The sequence below is a fragment of the Methylomonas sp. LW13 genome (assembly GCF_016865255.1).
GTDB lineage: Bacteria > Pseudomonadota > Gammaproteobacteria > Methylococcales > Methylomonadaceae > Methylomonas.
In genome coordinates this window covers 1,308,464-1,329,821 of sequence record NZ_CP033381.1, presented here as the reverse complement: position 1 = coordinate 1,329,821, position 21,358 = coordinate 1,308,464, and the positions used below count along the sequence as shown (strand labels likewise).

The 21,358-nt window shown below is 55.3% G+C and carries 19 protein-coding genes; 9 read left to right on the top strand and 10 right to left on the bottom strand.

Annotated features, from left to right (window positions below):
- The first annotated feature begins 2 nt into the window (after nt 1-2).
- The 7 genes from fmt (at nt 3) to rpsI (ending at nt 7,165) form a co-directional block, all read left to right on the top strand.
- Entirely contained in the window at nt 3-929 is a 927-nt protein-coding gene (fmt, locus tag JL719_RS05930) for a methionyl-tRNA formyltransferase (RefSeq protein ID WP_033158875.1), read from the top strand.
- On the top strand, nt 926-2,221 hold the full coding sequence (gene rsmB, locus JL719_RS05925; protein WP_033158874.1) for a 16S rRNA (cytosine(967)-C(5))-methyltransferase RsmB: 1,296 nt from the start codon (nt 926-928) through the stop codon (nt 2,219-2,221). Before fmt ends, rsmB begins: the two co-directional genes overlap by 4 nt.
- Nucleotides 2,196-2,762, top strand: a complete 567-nt coding sequence (locus tag JL719_RS05920; RefSeq protein WP_225893036.1) for a DUF4390 domain-containing protein — start codon at nt 2,196-2,198, stop codon at nt 2,760-2,762. The genes rsmB and JL719_RS05920 overlap by 26 nt, the downstream gene beginning before the upstream one ends.
- Nucleotides 2,744-4,900, top strand: a complete 2,157-nt coding sequence (locus tag JL719_RS05915; protein WP_033158872.1) for a sensor histidine kinase — start codon at nt 2,744-2,746, stop codon at nt 4,898-4,900. The genes JL719_RS05920 and JL719_RS05915 overlap by 19 nt, the downstream gene beginning before the upstream one ends.
- On the top strand, nt 4,897-6,258 hold the full coding sequence (locus JL719_RS05910; RefSeq protein ID WP_033158871.1) for a sigma-54-dependent transcriptional regulator: 1,362 nt from the start codon (nt 4,897-4,899) through the stop codon (nt 6,256-6,258). Before JL719_RS05915 ends, JL719_RS05910 begins: the two co-directional genes overlap by 4 nt.
- Before the next feature lie 73 nt (nt 6,259-6,331).
- Nucleotides 6,332-6,760, top strand: coding sequence for a 50S ribosomal protein L13 (gene rplM, locus JL719_RS05905; protein WP_020482941.1), 429 nt, complete (start codon nt 6,332-6,334; stop codon nt 6,758-6,760).
- A 15-nt stretch (nt 6,761-6,775) separates the two neighbouring features.
- Nucleotides 6,776-7,165 carry a 30S ribosomal protein S9 gene (rpsI, locus tag JL719_RS05900; RefSeq protein WP_033158870.1) on the top strand — a complete coding sequence of 130 codons (390 nt, stop codon included), beginning with the start codon at nt 6,776-6,778 and terminating at the stop codon, nt 7,163-7,165.
- A gap of 70 nt (nt 7,166-7,235) precedes the next feature.
- Here rpsI and JL719_RS05895 read toward each other — a convergent pair whose 3' ends face one another.
- Nucleotides 7,236-7,748: a DUF2380 domain-containing protein gene (locus JL719_RS05895; RefSeq protein WP_033158869.1), complete on the bottom strand. Its 513-nt coding sequence runs from the start codon at nt 7,746-7,748 to the stop codon at nt 7,236-7,238.
- Nucleotides 7,745-7,876 (bottom strand): hypothetical protein, encoded by a 132-nt coding sequence (locus tag JL719_RS24270; RefSeq protein WP_256438966.1) that lies wholly within the window; start codon nt 7,874-7,876, stop codon nt 7,745-7,747. The genes JL719_RS05895 and JL719_RS24270 overlap by 4 nt, the downstream gene beginning before the upstream one ends.
- 193 nt (nt 7,877-8,069) lie before the next feature.
- Between JL719_RS24270 and JL719_RS05890 the strand changes: the two genes are divergently transcribed.
- Nucleotides 8,070-9,422, top strand: a complete 1,353-nt coding sequence (locus JL719_RS05890) for a sensor histidine kinase (RefSeq protein WP_033158868.1) — start codon at nt 8,070-8,072, stop codon at nt 9,420-9,422.
- Complete coding sequence (locus JL719_RS05885; RefSeq protein ID WP_033158867.1) at nt 9,419-10,102, top strand: response regulator; 684 nt, start codon at nt 9,419-9,421, stop codon at nt 10,100-10,102. Before JL719_RS05890 ends, JL719_RS05885 begins: the two co-directional genes overlap by 4 nt.
- 87 nt (nt 10,103-10,189) lie before the next feature.
- On the opposite strand, the gene JL719_RS05880 is transcribed toward JL719_RS05885, so the two are convergent.
- The 8 genes from JL719_RS05880 to JL719_RS05845 all read right to left on the bottom strand — a co-directional run bounded on the left by JL719_RS05880 (nt 10,190) and on the right by JL719_RS05845 (nt 21,253).
- Complete coding sequence (locus JL719_RS05880) at nt 10,190-10,606, bottom strand: hypothetical protein (protein WP_225893035.1); 417 nt, start codon at nt 10,604-10,606, stop codon at nt 10,190-10,192.
- Nucleotides 10,607-10,878: 272 nt separating this feature from the next.
- Nucleotides 10,879-11,679, bottom strand: a complete 801-nt coding sequence (locus tag JL719_RS05875) for a 4'-phosphopantetheinyl transferase family protein (protein WP_225893033.1) — start codon at nt 11,677-11,679, stop codon at nt 10,879-10,881.
- A 2-nt stretch (nt 11,680-11,681) separates the two neighbouring features.
- A complete protein-coding gene (locus tag JL719_RS05870) occupies nt 11,682-12,887 on the bottom strand; it encodes a Wadjet anti-phage system protein JetD domain-containing protein (RefSeq protein ID WP_033158866.1) in 1,206 nt (401 codons plus the stop codon).
- Nucleotides 12,884-16,261 (bottom strand): ATP-binding protein, encoded by a 3,378-nt coding sequence (locus tag JL719_RS05865; protein ID WP_129871357.1) that lies wholly within the window; start codon nt 16,259-16,261, stop codon nt 12,884-12,886. Before JL719_RS05865 ends, JL719_RS05870 begins: the two co-directional genes overlap by 4 nt.
- A gap of 229 nt (nt 16,262-16,490) precedes the next feature.
- On the bottom strand, nt 16,491-17,123 hold the full coding sequence (locus JL719_RS05860; protein ID WP_033158865.1) for a DUF4194 domain-containing protein: 633 nt from the start codon (nt 17,121-17,123) through the stop codon (nt 16,491-16,493).
- A 273-nt stretch (nt 17,124-17,396) separates the two neighbouring features.
- Nucleotides 17,397-17,993: an SH3 domain-containing protein gene (locus tag JL719_RS05855; protein ID WP_051670424.1), complete on the bottom strand. Its 597-nt coding sequence runs from the start codon at nt 17,991-17,993 to the stop codon at nt 17,397-17,399.
- Nucleotides 17,994-17,995: 2 nt separating this feature from the next.
- Nucleotides 17,996-19,111 (bottom strand): N-acetylmuramidase family protein, encoded by a 1,116-nt coding sequence (locus JL719_RS05850; RefSeq protein ID WP_033158864.1) that lies wholly within the window; start codon nt 19,109-19,111, stop codon nt 17,996-17,998.
- Nucleotides 19,112-19,825: 714 nt separating this feature from the next.
- The gene (locus tag JL719_RS05845; RefSeq protein ID WP_225893031.1) at nt 19,826-21,253 is read right to left on the bottom strand and encodes a DUF3375 domain-containing protein; all 1,428 of its coding nucleotides are present in this window, start codon (nt 21,251-21,253) and stop codon (nt 19,826-19,828) included.
- Nucleotides 21,254-21,358 lie beyond the last annotated feature (105 nt).

Here is a 21,358-nt window from a genome sequence, read left to right as displayed (position 1 = left end):
CCATGAAAATCGTGTTCGCCGGTACGCCGGATTTTGCGGTTCCCACCTTGCAAGCCTTGCTGGATTCACCGCATCAAGTCTGCGCGGCCTATACCCAGCCCGACCGACCCGCCGGACGCGGCCGCAAGCTCACCGCCAGCCCAGTCAAAGCCCTGGCCGTGGCCGCCAATATTCCGGTGTATCAGCCGGAAAACTTCAAAAGCCCCGAATCTATCGCCCAATTAGCGGCACTGGATGCCGATTTAATGGTCGTCGTGGCTTACGGTCTGATTCTGCCGCAAGCGGTTTTGGACATACCTAAACAAGGCTGCATCAATGTGCATGGTTCGCTGCTGCCGCGCTGGCGTGGCGCGGCGCCGATTCACCGAGCAGTCATGGCGGGCGACGCTAAAACCGGCATCACCATCATGAAAGTCGTAAAAAAACTCGATGCCGGCGACATGCTATACAAAGCCGAATGCCCGATCAGCGCCGACGCCACCTCCAGCAGCCTGCACGATCAATTGGCGCAAATGGGCGCCGAAGGGCTGGTTAAAGTGGTCGACCAGATAGCCGATGGCTCGTTGCAAGCCGAACCGCAAGACGAAGCGCTGGTTACTTACGCCCACAAACTGGAAAAACAGGAATCCAACTTGGATTGGCAAAACTCTGCTGTAGAGCTGGATCGTAAAGTCCGCGGCCTGAATGCCTGGCCGGTAGCGCAGACCCTGTATCGAGGCCAAGTATTGCGGGTCTGGCGCAGCCAGGTGCTTGATCGACGGGCAGAACAAGCACCCGGCACCATCAGTTGCGCGGAACATGCACTGGATGTCGCCACCGGCGACGGTGTGCTGCGCCTGCTGGAAGTGCAACTCCCCGGTGGCAAACGCATAGCCGGCAAGGACTTTATGAATGCCCACCCCTCCGACCACGTTATTCTTGGCTCATGAATCTGCGCGGCTGCTCGGCACAGATCCTCGCCCACGTTCTCAACGACGGCCAATCGCTGACCGCCGCCCTGGAGCATGGCCTGCCCAAAATCAAGGATGTCAAAGACCGGGCTTTCGTCCAAGCCTTGTGCTACGGCGTCATCCGCCATTACTACGCACTAGATTTTATGCTGGGCCGCTTGCTCAGCAAGCCGCTCAAACAAAAAGATGGCGACATTAAAGCCCTGCTGCTAATCGGCCTGTATCAACTGCAACACATGCGGGTTAAATCGCACGCCGCCGTGTCGGAAACGGTCGCCGCCACCAGCCATAAGCCTTGGGCCAAGTCTTTGGTTAACGCGATACTCAGACAATATTTACGCGAGGCCGAAACCTTGCAGCAAGCCTGCGCCGCGGACACCCAAGCCCACTACAACCATCCGAACTGGATAGTGGATGTGCTGAAGCACGACTGGCCGGAACATTACGAAAAAATCCTCCACGCCAACGACCAGGCACCGCCGATGGCTTTGCGTGTCAACCTGTTGCAAGGCAACCGAGCCGCTTATCTGGACGAACTTGCCGCGCAAGGCATCGCCGCCCAACCGGTAGACTGCTGCGAGACGGCGATAAGACTAGACCAAGCCTTGGCCGTCGAGCAATTGCCCGCCTTTAGTCAAGGTCGAGTTTCAGTACAGGACTCTGCCGCCCAACTGGCCGCAGAACTGCTTGATGCGCAACCCGGCCAACAGGTGCTGGATCTATGCGCCGCGCCGGGCGGCAAGACGGCGGCGATTCTGGAGCACCAACCCGCTTTGGGCGGCCTGTTGGCGGTCGATGTCGATCAACAACGCCTGCAGCGCGTGACCGATAATTTACAGCGCTTAAACTTACAAGCCGAAACCTTAGCCGCCGATGCCAGTCAATCCGGATCATGGGCTGGCGACCGCCAATTCGACCGGATACTAATGGACGCGCCCTGCTCCGGCTTCGGCGTGATCCGCCGCCATCCCGACATCAAAATACTGCGCCGCACCGACGATATTGCCGCCCTGCAAGCGCTGCAAACCAAGATTCTTGATAACGCCTGGCAATTACTAAAACCTGGCGGCATCTTGCTGTACGCCACTTGCTCGGTATTGAAGCAGGAAAACGAGGCGCAAATCGCCGCTTTCCTTGCCCGACACAGCAATGCCAGCGAAATTCATATCGAGGCGCACTGGGGCATGTCCCGTCCGCACGGCCGGCAAATCATCACCGGTGACCGGCAAATGGACGGCTTTTATTATGCCAAGCTTTACAAAGCCCCTTAGTTACGCGGCATTGATGCTCTGCCTGCACATTGCGCCAGGCGTGGCTGAAGCCGGAGAATATGCCGCGCGCATCGAATATGCCGATTTGGATCGTGTCGATGACGGTTATGACGTGCAGGCTCATATCGATTACCAGCTCAGTCCGACTGCCAAAGAAGCGCTGCACAAAGGTGTGCGCTTAACCTGGGACGTCGCGATAGAACTGCGCCAACCCGGGGTGCTGTGGGATACGATAATCCATAAACACAAACTGACTTACAGCCTGCAATTCCATGCCTTGCTGAATCAATATGTGGTGCAAACCCCGTTCGACCGCAGCGAAATGTTTTTAACCTTGAGCGCGGCCATGAATTTCATGGCGGCCGTGCATGACAGCATGCCAATTCCCGCCGAACAAGTGACAGCCGGCACGCCTTACCTGCTGGCGGTAAAAACTCAATTCAACCGCGAGCAGTTGCCAATACCGCTGCGTCCGGTCGCCTATCTGGACAACCAGTGGTTTCTTTCTAGCGCCTGGCACACATGGCCCATTCAAAAATAAAATTACCGGCCAGCGCCACGATTATCCTGCTGTTCGGCTTCGTATTGCTGTCGCTGCAATTGATGAGCAGCGCCACCCAAGAATCATCGGAACTCGGCGAAATGTATTCCTGGCTGTTGGTCATCAACACGCTGGGATCGGTGATTTTGCTGGGCTTGGTGGCGTTCAACACCTATTCGCTGGTGCGGGAATTAAAGAAAAAGGAGGCCGGCTCTCGGCTGACCACGCGCATGGTGTCCTTGTTCGTGTTGCTGGCTTTGGCGCCGGCGGCCATCGTGTTTTATTTCTCAGTGCAATTTCTGCATCAAGGCATAGACAGCTGGTTTAACGTGGAAGTAGACCGGGCGATGGACGATGCACTGGAGTTGAGCCAGTCCTCGCTGAATCAACGCATGAACTGGCATATCAAGCAAACCAAGCAAATGGCCGATCAACTCCGCGACAAATCGGAGGCCCTGATCGCGATGGAAGTGGGCTCGCTGTGGGCGGATTCCGGGGCATTGGAGATTGCGGTATTTTCCAACCAAGGCCGGGTATTGGCCTCCAGCAGCGTCAACCCCAGCGATATTTTGCCGCACCTTCCCGATGAACAAATCTGGCTACAGCTGCGGCAGAATAAGGAATATTTTGCTTTCGATCCCGGCGATAATGATGAAATGCTGGTACGTATCATCGTGGCTATCGAAGCGGATCAAAGCCGATTTTTGCAAGCCTTGTTTCCGATTCCGGTGCGGGTAACCGACTTGGCCGACTCGATTGAATTTGCCTTCATCCGTTACCAGGAAATGAATTTCCTGCGCGACTCACTGAAAACCAGCTTCTCGCTAATCCTGCTGCTGGTGTTGCTGCTCAGCCTGTTGGCTGCGATTTGGGTGGCTTTTATCAGCATCCGCAACATCGTCGCGCCGGTTAAAGAGCTGGTAAAAGGCACGCAAGCGGTCGCCGACGGCGATTATCAGCAACAACTACCGGTGATGAATCAGGATGATCTGGGCTTTTTGGTGGAATCCTTCAATCAAATGACCCGGCGCATCGCCCGCTCCCGCGACGAAACCCGTGTTGCCGGTCTGGAAGTGGAAAACCAACGCGCGTATCTGGAAACCATCCTGGCCAATCTCACGGCCGGGGTCATCAGTTTTGACGCCGCCTTTTACATCCGTACCGCCAACCAGGCCGCCTACCGGATTTTACATATCCCGGTCAGTCATTTCGTCGGCGAGACTTTACCGACTTTGGCGACCCTGCACAGCGAACTGGCCGATGTACTGAATGCGATCCAAAGCCTGCTGGAAAAAGCCGACGATATTTGGGAGCAACGCATCGTGTTTCTCGGCCCCAACGGCCGTCAGGAACTGTTGTGCCGAGGTACGCCACTGTTCTCGCAGCACGGCGCCCGCACCGGCGCGGTGGTAGTGTTCGACGATGTCACCGACCTGATTCAGGCACAGAAAAACGCAGCCTGGGGCGAAGTGGCGCGGCGTCTGGCGCATGAAATCAAAAATCCGTTGACGCCGATCCAACTGTCCGCCGAGCGTTTACAGCACAAGCTCTCCAAGGAATTACAGGACGGTTCCGCCGAATTTCTGCAACGCGGCACCCGCACCATCGTCCAACAGGTGGAAGCCATGAAGCGGATGGTGGACGATTTTTCCGAATACGCCCGCCCGTCCAAGAAACAAGTGGAAAAAATCAATCTGGTTGATCTGATTCAGGAAGTCGTGGCTTTATACCTGCCCTCCGGCATTGTTTTCAGCACCAAGTTTGCAAGCGACCGGGTGCTGGTCGAAGCGGACCCGGTCAGCCTGCGCCAAGTACTGCACAACCTGATCAAAAACGCCCAAGAGGCCACCACGGCGCCCTGCCGCATCGAGATCAAAATCGCCAAAGTCAGCCGGAACAACACCGACTATGTCGAATTGGGCATCTACGACAACGGCAACGGCTTGAACGCGGAACAGCTTGAAACCATTTTCGACCCCTACGTAACCAGCAAGGCCAAAGGTACCGGCCTGGGCCTGGCTATTGTCAAAAAGATCGTGGAAGAACATGGCGGGGTGATTTGGGTGGATACGTCTTATAATGGCGGCGCGGGGTTTTTACTCCAGCTGCCGGTTTTTGAATTTGGGAACTTTAAATGAATAAGCAAGCACCGTATATTTTGGTGGTCGATGACGAGCAGGACATTCGTCAGTTGGTGTCGGAAATTCTTGAGGATGAAGGTTACGATGTCGCCATGGCGGAAAACGCCACGGAAGCTAAAGCCCTGAAAAATCAGCGCCCGCCTAATCTGATCCTGCTCGACATCTGGATGCCGGACAGCGACGGCATCACGCTGCTGCGGGAATGGGTCAGCGAAGATGACGCACTATGTCCGGTGGTTATGATGTCCGGACATGCCTCAGTGGAATCAGCCGTGGAAGCGACTCGGCTTGGCGCCTACGACTTTTTGGAAAAGCCATTATCGCTGGCTAAGTTGCTGCTGATCGTCGAACGCGCACTGGAGACCAGCTCTTTGCAGCGCGAAAACGCCGGCTTGAAACAACAGCTGATGATAGGCGTGGACCCGGTCGGCAAAAGCGCGGTGGTGGAACGTACCAAGGATAAGTTAAAGCGCCTGGCTCAGCACGACGCCAGAGTGTTATTCGTCGGCGAAGCCGGGGTCGGTAAGGAAATGTTCGCCCGCTATTTGCACAACAATAGTTCGCGGCGCGACGGCTCGTTTGTTGATGTGTCGGTCGGCAGTATCTCCCCGGAAAACTCGGCGGTGGAGTTTTTCGGCCGCGAAGACAACGGCCGAGTATATCGCGGCCTGTTGGAACAAGCTCATCGCGGCACGCTATTTCTGGGTGAAATCGGCGGCATGGACCCGGAAACTCAAACTCGCTTGCTCAGTGCGCTGGAATCCAGCTCGTTCCTGCGGGTTGGCGGCAGCCAAGCGGTGCGTGTTGACGTACGAGTCGTCGCTTCCACCCGCATGTCTTTGGAAGAAGAAGTCAACAGCGGCCGCTTCCGTCAGGATCTTTACTATTTGCTGAACGTCGTGACACTGGAGATTCCGCCGCTACGCGAACACAGTGAAGACGTACCCAGCCTGTTGAATTTTTATGTCGATCATTTCGTCACCCAGGAAAAGCTGCCGTTCCGGCGTTTCTCGATGGCCGCGCAAAATTATTTGCGTAATTACAGCTGGCCGGGTAATGTACGCGAACTGCGTAATCTGGTACAGCGGCTGATGATACTCGGTGCCGGCGACGACATTGAGCTTGACGAAGTCAAAACCGCGCTGGGTTCGATCGCCGAACAACCCAAACTAGGCTTGAATGTACCGGAGTTTTTTAATTTGCCGCTGAAGGAAGCCCGCGACCATTTCGAAAAATCCTACCTGGAATATCATTTCGAAAAAACCGGCGGCAGCGTCGCCAAACTGGCATCGGCTATCGGCATGGAGCGCACGCACTTATACCGAAAATTGCACTCCCTGAAAATTAAGCTTTAATTGGACTTGAAGTTAACGCCCCTATTAAGTACAATTCACGGTTTTTATAGCCTCAACAGACTAAAAAGCAAAGATGAAAACATTTAGTGCAAAGCCCGCAGAAGTTAAGCGCGATTGGTACGTGATTGATGCAGAAGGAAAGACATTAGGTCGCCTTGCTACTGAAATTGCACGACGTCTTCGCGGAAAACACAAACCCGAATTCACACCACACGTTGACACCGGCGATTACATCATCGTCATCAACGCCGAAAAAATCGGCGTGACCGGCAACAAAGAAAAAGACAAAATGTATTACCGCCATACCGGTTATGTCGGCAACATGAAGTCAGCTTCTTTGGGCAAGTTAAGACAAACTTTCCCGGACCGGATCATCACCACCGCCGTACAAGGCATGCTGCCCAAAAATCCATTGGGCCGCGCCATGTTCAAAAAATTGAAAGTTTACGCAGGTTCTGAGCATAATCATCAATCTCAGCAACCTAAAGTTTTAGAATTCTAAGCAGGTAGATAGTTTATGGCAGCTCAATACTACGGAACAGGTCGTCGCAAAAGCGCAATCGCTCGCGTCTACGCCACAGTCGGTTCAGGAAAATTCACCATCAACAAACTCCCTGTTGAACAATATTTCGGCCGCAAAACCGACGAAATGATTGCCAGACAACCTTTGGAGTTGTTGGGTAAAACCGGTGATTTCGACATCAACATCGTCGTTACCGGCGGCGGCCCTTCAGGCCAAGCTGGCGCCATTCGCCACGGTCTGACCCGTGCATTGATGGTTTTCGACGAAGCCTTGAGACCACCATTGAGAAAAGCCGGTTACGTAACTCGCGATGCTCGTGAAGTTGAACGTAAAAAAGTCGGCTTGCACAAAGCCAGAAAACGTCCTCAATACTCAAAACGTTAAACGTTTCTTATTGGGAACAAAGAAAAGCCGCTACTCAGCGGCTTTTTTTATACCTATTGCAACCGTAAAACTAATTGACCCTGTGCCCAGCAAGCGTAGCTCTGATCTTTCCAGCCAAGGTATCGATAGCGTGCTGAGTGACTTTCTGATGACTACCCTTCAACTCGATGTCATAACGCGCTACCGCCGCTCGCTTATTAACGTCGATCAAATATACCCACAGATACGAGAACAAAAAGCTCGGTTTGCTATGTTGACCAACCAGCACCCAATCCGCACCCCGCTGCTGCCCCAAGTCTGCTGCCAAATCGTGAAAGCGAAACAAGTAGCCAAAGCCGCTGTTGGCGGTTTTCTGACTTTCCGCATCGACAGCTACGATTTGATAAGCACCCGACCGGCTTAAGGCTGCCATCAACAAAGGCGCCATACTGGAAGTGCGGCTAATTTCCGTCGACGTGTTCGGCAGCGACGTTATGTCGTTCAATTCAAAATCCAAAACCGCTATCCGCGGCGCGGCGTTGACCTCTGCGGCTGACATACCCACAACCAACGACACGCATTTAATCAAGCTGACAATATTCATAATACCTCCGAACCCAGATAACGACTCACCGGAAACCATCGCTCCAAACCCCCAATACCGGCCATCGCAGACCATACCGCTTCGCGCGGTATAGCCATAATATTTCTGACAGTCACTGTTTTAAGCATGTTGAGCCTCCCAATTAAGCCGATTTAGAGGATCTCAGCTTAAGTAAGCAACTGCCGCCCGTAAGCCGACATTCACCCGGCAAACTCGGGCAAATTGCCCGCATCTCGCTATCAAGCTATTCAGCACCCACTCAACTACCTAAAATGCCTTTTCAGCAACATCCACCGACTATCAGCGCGCCACGAATCGATCATGAATCTAAAACTGTATTTGTTAACCCGCATTGCGGGGGTAGCCTTACTGTGTTTACTCGCGACGCTGACTTATGTGCTGCATCGCAGCGCTCAACAATCGGCAGCGCAAGCACAAAACACCTTAGCCGCGCTGGGCAAACAACTGGAGTTACAGTTATTCAAAGCCAGCGCGGGCGAAAACCCGGCCAACCCCTTCCCGGATTTTGACTTATGGAAACAGACCGCTAGCGAACCGGGCATTTGTGCCAGCTATCTGGCTAATGACGGCGAAACGATGCGGAACTACTGCAAAGGCATCGACTTGTCCACCCATCACTATCCTGAGTATTTTTCCGAACTATATCGACGAATTTTTGGACCGAACTTCGACTGGCAGCGGCCGATAACTTACAACGGCCAGGCTTACGGCGTATTAACTGTTTCGGTTAGCGCAGAGTTGTCAATAACCCGCGCTTGGGACGACGTCCGAGATTTACTGGCGTTGTCGGCGGTAACGATCACAGCGGTTTGCTTGCTGGTTTACTTGGCCATCAGCCGGGCCTTACTTCCCGCTCAGACTATTGTGGCGGGATTAAACCGGCTCAGTACAGGCGATTTGGCGTTCCGACTACCCGCGTTCGACTTAGTGGAATGGCGGCACACCGCCACGGCAATCAACCAACTCGCCGACAATCAGCAACAACTCTTAGCGGAACGGCAAAAACTGGCTGTGATGTTGATGAACTTGCAGGAAGAGGAACGCCACTGCCTGGCACGCGAACTTCACGACGAATTAGGCCAATGCTTGACTGCAATCCACGCCGTCACGACGGTCATCGCTCAAACGGCGCAGCAAAATTGTCCTGAGCTAGTCACAGAGGCCGAGCAAATATCCCGCTTTACCCAAGCCATGCAACAAAGTGTGCGGAACTTATTGACTCGCTTACGCCCGGCGGAGCTGGAAGAATTAGGCTTGGACGCCAGCCTGTGCACCCTGGTGGCAAGCTGGAACCGTCTGGGCAAGACGCACTTTAGCCTGCGCATCATCGGCGATTGCAGAACGTTGACGGAATCGCTGGCAATCAGTCTGTTTCGCATCACCCAAGAGGCCGTCAGCAATATCGCCAAACATGCCTCTGCCAGCCGAGCCGATATTACACTAACAATCAACGGCACCGAGACATCGATCACCATACAAGACAACGGCAACGCCAGCACTTTGCCGTTTGTGCCAGGCGACGGCATAGGCTTGCTGGGCATGCGCGAACGCATCCTTGCCTTAAACGGCAAATTCAATTTAAGCATAGCCAAGCCGCATGGTCTGATAATCGAAGCCCGCTTGCCAACAGCGCAGTCGGAGAGCGCCCAATGACTGAGCAAACCACTATCAGTATTTTGCTGGTAGACGATCACGCAATAGTCCGGGAGGGCTACCGCTCGCTGCTCAGCAAACAAACAGACTTAAAGGTCATTGCCGAAGCCGCGAACGGCGTAGACGCCTATTGCCTATACAAGGAATGCCAACCCGACGTGGTCGTAACCGATTTAACCATGCCCGGCTCAAGCGGCCTGGAATTGATAGGCCGCCTCAAACAACGCGACCACAAAGCCAGGATACTGGTTTTCAGTATGCATCAAAACCCCAGCTTTGCCCGCCAAGCCTGCCGTGCCGGCGCTTTGGGTTATGTCACCAAAAGCAGCACACCGGATTTGCTGTTGCAGGCGATCCGGCACGTCTATCTTGGCAAACACATTCTCAGCACCGACATCGCCCAAGCGTTGGCGTTGGAAAAACTCGGCAATGATTCGATAGCACTGAATAGTTTAACCGCCAGAGAATTCGAAATTCTGCGCCTACTGGTCGAAGCCAACACGCAAGACGAGATTGCCAATACGCTTAACATCAGCCGGAAAACCGTCGGCAACTGCCATTACCTGATCAAAAACAAACTGGGAGTGAACAGCGACATCGAGTTGACGCGGTTAGCGATCAAACTGAATGTGGTTAGCTTACTGGACTTGACCGATCCAGCTCAAGCAGGCCACTATTAACCCGGCGCTATTTATCACGGGTATTCCGTTCGCGCTGAGCTCGCCGAAGCCCAGACGGGCGCGCCCTTCGATAAACTCAGTTATCGATTAATTGATCGCATAGTGTTCACGCACCACCAGCGCCTCCGCCAATGCCAAATGCCCGGCTGCATTAAACAATATGCGCTGCTCGGTGAAAAATTCTGCAGCGGCATCAATGGTGTCCATTATCACCGCGACCACAAAACGCTCAGCGTGAGTGGATGCCACCATTTTTTCCGGTACGGCACATTCTATCCGCAAAGTCTGCGAGGTTTTATCGAACGAATGCAAACGCAAACCCTCGAAATCAGCCCTCTCCTGGCGGCTGGGTAATAGAAATATCAAGTCCAGGATCGGCGTCCGTTTTTGTATCGGCTCATCACGAAATCTTGCCAAATCAACGGCAATTTTCGTAATAGCTTTGGCGATGACACTCTCGTCAAGCGCACGGTCCGGCATCATGGATGCAATGTGTATAGTCATATCAACCTCACTAAATAGTCCGTTTTTTAGTCTACTCAGCAAATCCCGTTCCAAGTTACTAATTGACAGCAACAAAGCCGGCAAACCGCTTTTAGTGAGCAATCCGGCGCCCTGTGTGGCTCAACAAAGGCAATTATTCAGAGGGGCGCGTTAATAACAGGAAGAGATATTTGTTACAAAACCCACATAGCCGGCAAATGCAACCACATAGACGGGACAAACCACAAAGGGTTTTCGATCGCTGCAAGCCGATTGCGAGGCTTCAGTAAGCCTCAATCGGCTTGCAGCAACAACCGCCGCAAAGCATAGCACCGGGCCGGCGTAACCAATGCCGCGCAGTTGTTGCCGACTCGGTTCTGCAATACTCCAGAGCCGTCATCACCGCCAAATCCGGACTCTAATTCAGGAGCCAAACTCAAGCCACCGCCGGAACACGAAACGCTAAGGGCCGAATTAACAGCAGCAACACTCAATTCGTGAACCAGCCACGCACTGGCCGAACCATACTCGTCGGGAATAGTTCGCAACTGCCCACCCGCCTCCACTGCAAACTCGCATTGCTCCAAGCCCAAAGCAATTCCGCGACCGACTGCTTTGACAAAGGCCTCTTTCTTGGTCCATAACCGATAAAATGCGTCCGCCTGCCACTCCACCGGCAGTTCGCACCAATCTTGATACTCCCGCACGGAAAAGCAACGCTGCGCCAAATTTTCAAAATTGCGCCGCAGCTTAACCGTCTCCACATCAATTCCAATGTCAGCAAAATTAGCGATGGCTATTAACAATAAATCAGCAGTATGCGAGATATTGAATTGTAAAGGCTCATCAATCAAACCCGGCTTGCCGTAGGGGCCGGACACGAATTTTAACGTCGCCGGATCGGCCGCCAAATAGCCGGCCAGCGTTTCTCTCAACATGCCGCGCGTGGCAACGTAGCGATCACGTAAGGTTGGAAGCTTGAACGCTTGCGCCTTCAACATTTCGTCGTCCGATAATCGCGACGCCAATCGCGCTAATGTGTCGGCAGATACGCTCAGCCGGCCTTGCCAAACATCCACGAAATACGCACTCACCGCTACGCGCCCTCGCCGCCAGCCGCCAAATCCAGCGCCGCCAGCCGTTCCGACAGTAACGCAAAGCTGACATACTCCTGTTCCAGGCGCAGCCTACAACCGTAGCGATGATCCCGCAACACGTCGTATAGCGCCGCCTCGTCCACTGTCAAATAAGCCAATTCGGCGTTAATCGGGCTAGCTTCTTCGACCCATTGCGAGCGATGCGCGATTAAAGTGGCCTCGTCCATCAGCAAGGATTGGGCTTGCGGAAAATGCTGGCGGAACTGGCTGAGGATAGCGAAACCGTGGGTGTCGATGTCGCCCCAGTAATGAATATCCTTATCCTTCAACCATTCGGCTTTTGCCAGCACATCGAAACCATAGCCTCTGCCGAAAATCACCATGCTGCCCTGAACGCTCGGAAATGCCAGGCCGTTGATGTCGTTTTCGGTGACGAATACCCGCTTGACCGGCAAATTCAGCGTCGCGAATTCGCCGGCGGTCACCGTCAGATCGCTCAAGCCGGCAATCCGCAGCCGGCTATCCAGCAAGCGGAAGCGAATCGTCGCCGGCTTCACCAAAAAGCCGTAGCGCAACTCGAAGCCGGCGACGCCGGTTTGCGCGGTATCGATCGCCGCGGCCGGCAACAGCAAATCCAGCCATTCGCCGAGCAACTTCTTGCGGCTTTCGATGAATTTGCTGTCGATGCCGGGCAAGCTGATTTGGCGTAGATAAATGCCTGGCCGCGGATGTTCGACGACCCAGCCGGCCACGCTCAACAATTTTTGCCATTCGTCGGCGTGCTCCAAGGAACGTAACGGATATTTCAATAACCAAGGCCGCAGAGCGGCGAAATCGTCAACCAGCGATGCCGCCAATTGCCCGAAAACCGCCAATTCCTTGGCTTTTTTCAAATACGCCGCCGCGTTTTCCGGCTGGTCGAAAACCACCGCCGCCGGCAAACGGTTGCGCCCCGACAGCCGATGATTGATGTCGCGCCATTCGACGGCAAAATGCTTGGCCTCAACGGCCAACCAAGGCTCCACCCAAACCTGTACGGAGGTGAAATCGGCGGCCAATTGCGCCGGGCTGGGTGACTTTAAAGGAATGCGCAACGGAAACAATCCGCTGGGCGCCAGGCTTTCCGTCAGGATTTGCCCGCGTTGCCAGCGTTTGCCCAGTTCGGCGCGTAACTCGGCAGGCGAGGTCCAGACCGGCTTGCTCATCCGCCGCGTGCCGCGCGTTCGGCGCGGTACTCTTCGATGCTCAAATTGCGCAGCTTGGACGCCCGTCCTTCCTCGTTATGCACAAAGCCGACCGCCGCGACATAGGGCTCGATGATGTGAATTTTCTGCAGCGGCGTGACGATCAGCAATTGCAGATTGAGTTTTTCGAACAGCCGTAAGCCGTATTGCGCCGATTCGTCGGAGCCGCGGCCGAAGGCCTCGTCGATGACTACGAAACGGAACGAGCGGGAACGCACCGCGCCCCATTCCAAGCCAAACTGATAAGCCAGGCTGGCCGCCAAAATCGTGTAAGCCAGTTTTTCCTTCTGGCCGCCGGATTTGCCGCCGGAGTCGGAATAGTGCTCATGTTCGCTGCCGTCTTCCCGCCAGCGCTCGCTGGCGCCGAAATTGAACCAGTTGCGCACGTCGGTAACCTTGGCTGTCCAGCGCCGATCCTGCTCGGCCTGGCCCTCGCGGCCGCGAAAGCGCTCGATGATTTTTTTGACTTCCAGAAACTTGTTTTCCGAATATTGCTCGTCGTCCGAGCCGGTCAGCGCGCCCTCGGTGCAGGCACGCAACTCGCTTTGAAAATCGCGCACGTCGGCGTCCGGCGTCGGTTGCGCTTCCAGCACGATGAAGCGGTTGGTGTTGTAGTCAATCTGAGTCAAGGACTCGTTGATCAGCGCGATGCGCTCCTTGATGGTTTCCCGCTCGCGGGCCAGTTGCGACTGGAAGTTGGCGACCTCGCGGATGGTGTTTTCGTTGAGCAATTCCTTGAAGCGGGCTTCGAAGCGGGGCAAGTCGTCGCTTTGCAAGCCTTCCAGCATGGTTTGATATTCGTGGGCCGCGGCGATGCCGACGTCGACTTCCTGGGTTTCCAGCGGGAAGGCCGCGCAATAGCCGCGCATCGCGTCGATGATTTTGTCGCGCAAATAATTGAGCCTTTTGGTCTCGTTTTCGATTTTGGTCTGCAACCAATCGCGCATCTCGCGTTCGCGGTTGTCGCAGGACTCCACCGTGACTTGCCGCTCGGCCAGCACTTCGCCGCGCAGCGCTTCCAAAGCAGGATATTGCGCGGCGTGTGCGTCGCCGGCTTCGTTCAGGATGTCGGAAGTCTGCGTCAGCAGCGCTTCGGCGGCTTGCTTGCGTTGTTCGGTGGCGCCGATTTCCTTGATTTTGTCATTTAGCGCGTGCTCAGTATCGGCCAAAGCACGTTGCAGCGTTTCCAGCCGCTCCGTCAGTTGCTTGAGCAGATCGGACGCCGCTTCCAGCTCGCGTTTCTCGTGTTCCAGCCGAGCAATCTCCGTAGCCAAAGGTTGCCAGTCCAGTTCGCGGAAATCGCGGTATTCGCCCAGCTTGGTCAAGGTTTCCAATTGCGCCTTGACCGCCTTTTGCGCTTTATCGATGTCGGCCAAGCTGCCGGCTAAATCGGCTAGCTGCTTTTCCAGCAGCTTGGCCTTGTTCTCCAACACGGCGATCTTGGCGGCGTTGCTCCAACCCAGCACGTAGCGGCTGCGGTCGTCGAGGCGGTGGCGGTCGTCTTTTTCGTGGCGCTCGCCGGGCGCCTTGATCTGGCCGGCGCGGCTGATGGCTTTTTGTTCGCGGCGGAACTGTTCGGGCGTCGCGCAACAGGCGACGTCGAAACGGTGGGCGATTTCCCGCTCCAGCCAGTCGTAAAATGCCGAATCCGGCTTGACCGCCAGTTTGTGGACCAAGGAATCGCGGTGCAGATTGGGCAGTTCGGCGCGCTGGCCAGGGCGTACCCGGAAATACACCAGCCGGCCCTTTAGATGAGTCTGGTCCACCCATTCGGCGACTGCGGCATAATATTGCTCCGGCACCAGCAGCGACAAGCCGAAACTGCGTAATAACCGTTCCGCCGCGCCTTCCCAGTCCTTTTCCTCGTCGCGCACCTGTATCAGTTCGCCGGCGAAAGGCATCTCGTCTTCAGCCAAGCCCAGCGCCGAACACAGCATCCGCCGCAGTTGGATTTGAATATCGTCGATATTGCTGCGGCGCGCCTTCAGGCTGTCGATTTCGGCTTGCAAAGCTTGATGTTCCTTCATCCCTTGCGCGAAGGCGACGCCGGTTTCGCTGGCTAGATTCTGCAAATTCGCCTCGCGCGCCGCCGCGCTGTCCTGCAAAGCGGCAAATTGCTGTTGCTGGGCCAGAAAGGCGTCGGCGTCTTCCGGGGCCGGCAAGTCCAAGGTCCGCACCAGTTGTTCGTGACGTTTGGCCTTGTCGCGGCGGCGGCTCAGTTCGCCTTGCAGGCGCAGAATGTCTTCGGCGATGCGCTCGATGCGGTCGCCGCCATTGTCGGCGATGTTGCGGCGCAGTTCGCGTTCCTCGCTTTGCTGTTGCTGCTTGCGTTCGCTCAAGCGTTCCACTTGCGCGCCTTGTTTGCTCAACTCGTCGGCCAAACCGGCCAAACGTTTTTCCAGCAAGCCGAGCTTTAGACCGGCGAAATAAGGCCGCAGCGCCTCGCGGCAGGCGCGCAGTTCCTCGGTTTGTTCGGTCAATTGCGTGTGTTTGTCGTAGTCGCCGACCAAGGGCGTCAACAAGCCAACTTGGCGTTTGGCCTTCAGAACCGCGTCGTGGGCGCGGTTCAGGTCGTCGAAATGATTGATTAGCGCGGTGATGCGCGGCGCGACTTCTGAGGGTTCCAGCATGTGGCTACGCACGAAGTCGGTCAGATTGCCGACCGATTTCATCGATACGGTTTGATGGAACAGTTCCAGCGCCTGTTCGTTGTCGATGCCGAAGCGGCGGCGAAACCAGGCACCGTAAGGCGGAAAGCTGTCGTGCAACTCGGCGCCCAGGCCGCGCAACTTTTTACGCAATTGGCCTATGTCGCTGCCGAAATCGGCGAAGTCGGCGGCGATGCTCAAGTCGCGTTCGCAACCGGCATACAGCCGCGCCGGTTGACCCTGGCGGTCGGCGATCCAGAACACTTGCGCCAAAGTCACGGTCTGGTCGTAGCCGGCGTTGTGGAATACGCCCAATATCACCGAATAACTATTGTCGCCGCGCAAGGCCACCGGTTTGGCGCTGCCGCTGACCTCGTTGCGCTCGGATTTGTAATGGCCCAACACATAGGAACGCAGGCTGCGCTCCTTGGCATCCGCGCCGGCGGCTTTGTTGTAGGCGATACGGTGAGCCGGCACCAATAAAGTGGTCACCGCATCGACCAGCGTCGATTTGCCGGAACCGATGTCGCCGGTCAACAGCGCGTTGCGGCCATTCAAATGCAAGACCCAAACCCGGCCGTCGAAGGTTCCCCAGTTATAGACTTCCAGGCGTTGCAAACGAAAGCCGGACAAGGCGTCGTCGTCGACGAAGTCCAGGGAGAATTGCAGGTCGTTATTGATGGTCATGGCGCGGCGGAATTTTGGTCAAGACGCTGTAAAACGGAATGGACGTACTCCCTCCCTGCGCGAATGCCGCTTAGGTTAAGGAGCCTCCCCCTTTGCAAAAGGGGGATCGAGGGGGATTTATTTAGAAAATCTCCCCTAGCCCCTCTTTGAAAAAGAGGGGGATAAACCACGATATACCTAACGGGATTATCCCGGCGAGAAAGAGCGGCGGGGATCAATCTACGAACAATCACTCTCCGCCTTCCCCGCCGCTAACTAACTGCGTTTGATACTCCGCCAGCCGGGCGTCGAATTCCGACAGCCATTGAGCATCGACGAAAGCTTTCAATATCCGCCTGACTTCATAATTGGCCGACTGCCCGGAAGCCGCCTTGAGTTTGCGCAAGAAACCCAGTTCGACCACCTTGTTGATATGAGTTTCGATCTGATCGATCAGCCGCGCCTCGTTGCTGCGTGGCGGCAAAAACACCCGGATCAACTCGACGATGTCCTCGCGCGACAAGACCAACCGAGTCTCGCCGCCACCGCGGTCGAACTCGGCCAAACGCTTGCGCAGCAAGGCCAACAGTAAGCTGACTGGAAACGACAACGGCCGGCGCGCGATCAAACGCGGCAACTTGGCGGCCGCTTCGTCGTCTTCGGCATCCGCCTGCCGCGAACGCAAAAACGCATAACCCTCGGCCTCATCCAACACCAACTCCAAACCCAACACCGCCACGTAATCCCGCACCCTGGCCTGCAGATTCAGCAAGGCGTTCCACAAACCGCCGTCGCTTTCCTGGTAGATCACGCCTTTCAATAACGGAATGACCAAGGCCGACAGGTCGTATTGCGGCGCCATCTCTAGGTCGGTTTCCGTCATGTTTATCTCGTATTGATTGAGCAGGCGTTGAATTGCGCGTATTTTAGGGCAAAACTAAAACCAACAGAGATAATCTGCTTTGTGATTCGATGCCACTATCCATGACCAACTGGACTGGAAAAACGGAATTTTACGCGCTTAACAAACAAAGCCCCATGAATCTTCAGACGGGTTTTTCAACCGGCTATAAACGGGGATGGCTGCTTTGACCATATTTAAATGTTTATGGCTGGGTAGCAAAACCCTCCTCGTAGAGGGGAATCTTGCCTACGACTATTGACCTGACTTAAATACGGCTAAATCACTGTTACTGATCCAGCCGCGGATCATTTTCTTTGTCCCTGGGTACTCAACCTGCAGCCAGTCTCCCTCGGCACCCACCACGCCAACAACATCCCCTTTCACCAAATAAGACTTGAGTTTGGCGTCAGCCTTAGGTTCGGAATGGAAGTAAGTCTTGGGACTCGATATGACCCTCAACTCAGTCCATTGGGTTTCCGTCACCTTATCGTAATTCAGGCCTTGTTCGATGGCCGGTGGCAACAGCATTCCGCATCCTGGATGTTCGTTACCGTGCTCCACCTTCAAATTGACTCCGGCGGCCTGGATGCGGAGTTCGCCGGGAAAGTGATCAACATTCCATGTCGTCAGCGAGGCCGAATCTCCATTTGATTGTCCACGCAGGTAAAAGCTGCAGGTTTTGCTCACGCCTTCCCCTTGCTCTTCACGATAGTAACCGGTAATTTGGCCGTCCGGCGCCACCGCCAAGCGGAGTTGCTCATAAACACCCGAGTGAAATTGGTTGGTTTCGACGGCTCCGACATCGGTCGCCATCAATATTGCCATGATGAAACCAAAACGATTAAACATGATCAGCTTCCCCCGTGGCGCTTGTAGGCTTGTTCAAGCAAAACATCATAATTTCCATAATCCTCTCCGTTGTATAAGGTCGCAATGGTCGCGAATTTCTTGTCTTTAAGGGCTTGTAAGCGAGCAGGTTTGGCCTTGCACCAGCCAACGAAAGCATCGAGTTGACCGCGTTCGCCCGCTTTCATGGATGCCACAAAGTCCTCGACTTTGCTAAAGCCGCAATCTTTGAAGTTGAAGCCCATTACTTGAAACATACCCCACGAACAAGCCTGCAACGCAGCGTCGGAATCCAAGGCGATGGCGTCGTTGAGGGTTTTCCAGGCGGTTTCCTGATCCTTATTATTGGCTTGCCACTCCGGCCCCGCTTTCTTGACATATTTGTAAGACAGCATGGGATGCGTTTGGTCGTATTTCTTATTCGTCAATTTCCTAAACCAATGCCCTTCGAAGGCAATGACCGGCAGGCCGGCGGGGCCGAATCCGCTTTTCCCGCCCGACTCCACTTCGGCAAAGGCCTTGACCATGGCCAGGGTAATGCCGTTACCCAGAGCCACCAACGCGGCCTGAAAATCCGCATCGGTCAACTTGGAAAATGAACCGCCACTATTGACGACCGCTTTGAGACGGTGAAGCTTGCCGGCCGCAGCGCGCTCCCGCAAGGACAAATAGCTATCAACAACCGCGCGGTGCGCTGTACCGGGCTCTTGCGTTTGCTGGCTGGCAGGCGGCCTTTTAAATTCCAAGAATTCCAATAATCCGGCGACCTCACCACTGGGACCGCACCAAGATCCTCCGGCCAGATAGGGGCGCGACGATTTGTTCAGATCGGTACGTTTAGGCCGTAGCGTCCGCGCCTTTTCGACCAAGGCGTGGAGAGTTCTACCCGCCGGATCGACGCGCCCGTCGGCATGAGGATATCTAAGTTCGTTGCGCTGAAAGCGCCGAATTTCCATGATCAAATCAGTGGAACAACGCCCGGATTCCGGAAACGGCCGGCGAATGACGCTGTTGCAGATATTGAATAGATATTCGACGATTAGGACGTCCTTGGGATCGTTGGCTGCGCCGTCTCCCACAGATGCCTTCAAAAGGTTTTCTTTCGTACTTCTTCGCTTCATTATTTCTCCTTGCGAGTTAATGGGTGAACTATCGATCTTGTATTTAGATTGCCCGCCTTGATGCCCCCGTTCCAGCTAAATTTAAATTTACACGCTACCACTGCCCTTAATCAGGGTTTCACCGCCAAAACCCGCAATCCAGGTGTCGATGCGCCGGCTTCTCTGCGGAAGGATCGTCACCGCGGCTGTTACTATTCAAGCCGGCCAAGCTAGCGCGTGCACAACATAGTCCTTGCCGTGAGCATAACGCCCATGCACGTCAAACCGCACGAAGCAAGCCGGAGCACCATCGACAGCCTGCTCCAAGTTGAACGCCAAACTCCTGCCGGTTTCATCGCGGCAGGGGTAAGCAAGGATTCGAGTTGGTCAAAATAGAGGAAGGTGTCGGCGGAAACGATGACATCGAACCGGGATGGTTTTCCAGCTAGTGACAGAGTTCGGCTTCCGCCAGATCATCGTACAGCGTTCGCCGACTCGTTTCAGCATGCCTGCGGAGAGTTCGACGCGGACTAGATGACTGCAAATCGCCTTGGAGGCTGCGGCGAAGAACTTTTCGATTTGGTCCTTTATCGCCGCTCAAGCCGGCAACCAGGACATTTGTGTCTACAACCACTCTAATTGCCAGCATGTAGCGCCTACCTATCCTAGCATATGCCTAAATTTTGGAAAGATTTCCGCCCCCCTATTCGATAAGAACATCCTGTGCCGCTTGCGTCACCTGACAAAAATCACCCTCGGCAAGCGCGCCTGCTTGCTCACTTCCCGCCCTTCACCGTCCGTCGTTTGCCAAACGATGACGTCTTCCACGCCTTCGTCGACCGTGGTTTTGAAACTGTCGCCGCCGAGTTGCAGATAGGAGACCAGTTCCGCCAGACCGTGTTGCAAGGGGCGGCTACGGCAGAGTTCGGCCAGGGTGATTTGCGTTTTGTCTTGCAGGGCGTGGCGGATGTGGCGGGCCAGTTGCGCCTTGTCGATGACGATTTGCGAGAATAGCGCGGCGGCGTCCAGGTCGCCGTCGCCGGTTTCCGGGACGATGCTATCGATTCGCGGTTTGACGGCCGGGATGTGCAGCGGCCGCTCCATCGGCAATTCGATGTCGGCGGCGGCTTCGCCGATAGCCATCACTTCGCCGGCCGGTTGGCTTTCGCGAAGGCTTAGCGCTTTGGCCTCGATGCCGTGCAGGATTTCCATGATGCGGCGGTTTTCCAGCCAGACTTGGTCGTCGAGGAAACGGCGCAATTGCCGGCTGAGTTCCGCGACGGTGCGCTGGGTATGTTCGCCGGCTTCCAGCCAGTCGTAATGCACCCGGCGCAAGCGGGCTTCGGGGCGCAGTTCGGCGACCGGCTGCAAGGCCAGCACTTTTTCCAGCAAGGCCGATAATTCTTCCTGGCGGCGGCTGGACATCAGGAAATCCCAGAAGGCGCGGAAGCTACGGCCCTGGTCAGAATCGGCAATGGCATCGCGTTCGCCCATGATGTCTTGCAGCAATTCGCCCTTGCCGCCTTCCCACAAGGCGATGCGCTCGCGCACCCGCCGGTCCAGGCCGCGAAAGTTATGCTCGACTTCGCGAAAGTCGCCGAGCAGTTCGCGGGCCAGCGCGGTGAATTGCAGAAAGCGGTCTTTCAATGCGGTGTCGTCCAACAAGGCCAGTTCGCCGGCTTCGGCTCTGGCGATTTCGGCGTCAATGTCGGCGCGGCGCTTGCGCAGTTCGGCGATGCGGGTCTCGGGATCGGTCTCGCTACCTGCGCTGATTTGCTTGAGCAGTTCGAACAAGGTCAGCAAGCGCGACTCGGTGCCGACGAAGCTGCGTTCGGTCAAGCTACCCAGCCAGGCGATGGCTCTTTCGGTGGGCGGAGTCAGGTCGAAATAGGGTTCATCCGAGCCTTGGCGATAAAATTTGCGCAGCCAGCCCTTGTCGTTGCCGGCCCAATCACTGAGGTAGTCCAGCGCCGACTTTGGAAAGATGTCGTTACCGAATTGTTCCCGCAAGCCGAATAATTCGTCTTCCAAGGCCTCGGCAAGATCGGCCTGGGCAATCAAGCGCTGGTTTGGGATGACAAACACCCGGTTCAAAAAGCCGGCAACCAGTGGCGCATGCGGCGAATTAAGTAGCCGCCACGCCGGATGATTTTGTTTGAGCAAATCGAGAGTACGGTAATCCAGCTTGAATATCCTTTATGTGCTCGCCACTCGTTGGCGTGGCGTAAACTGTTAAACAATGCCGCTGTCCCGCTCCGCCAATTGTAA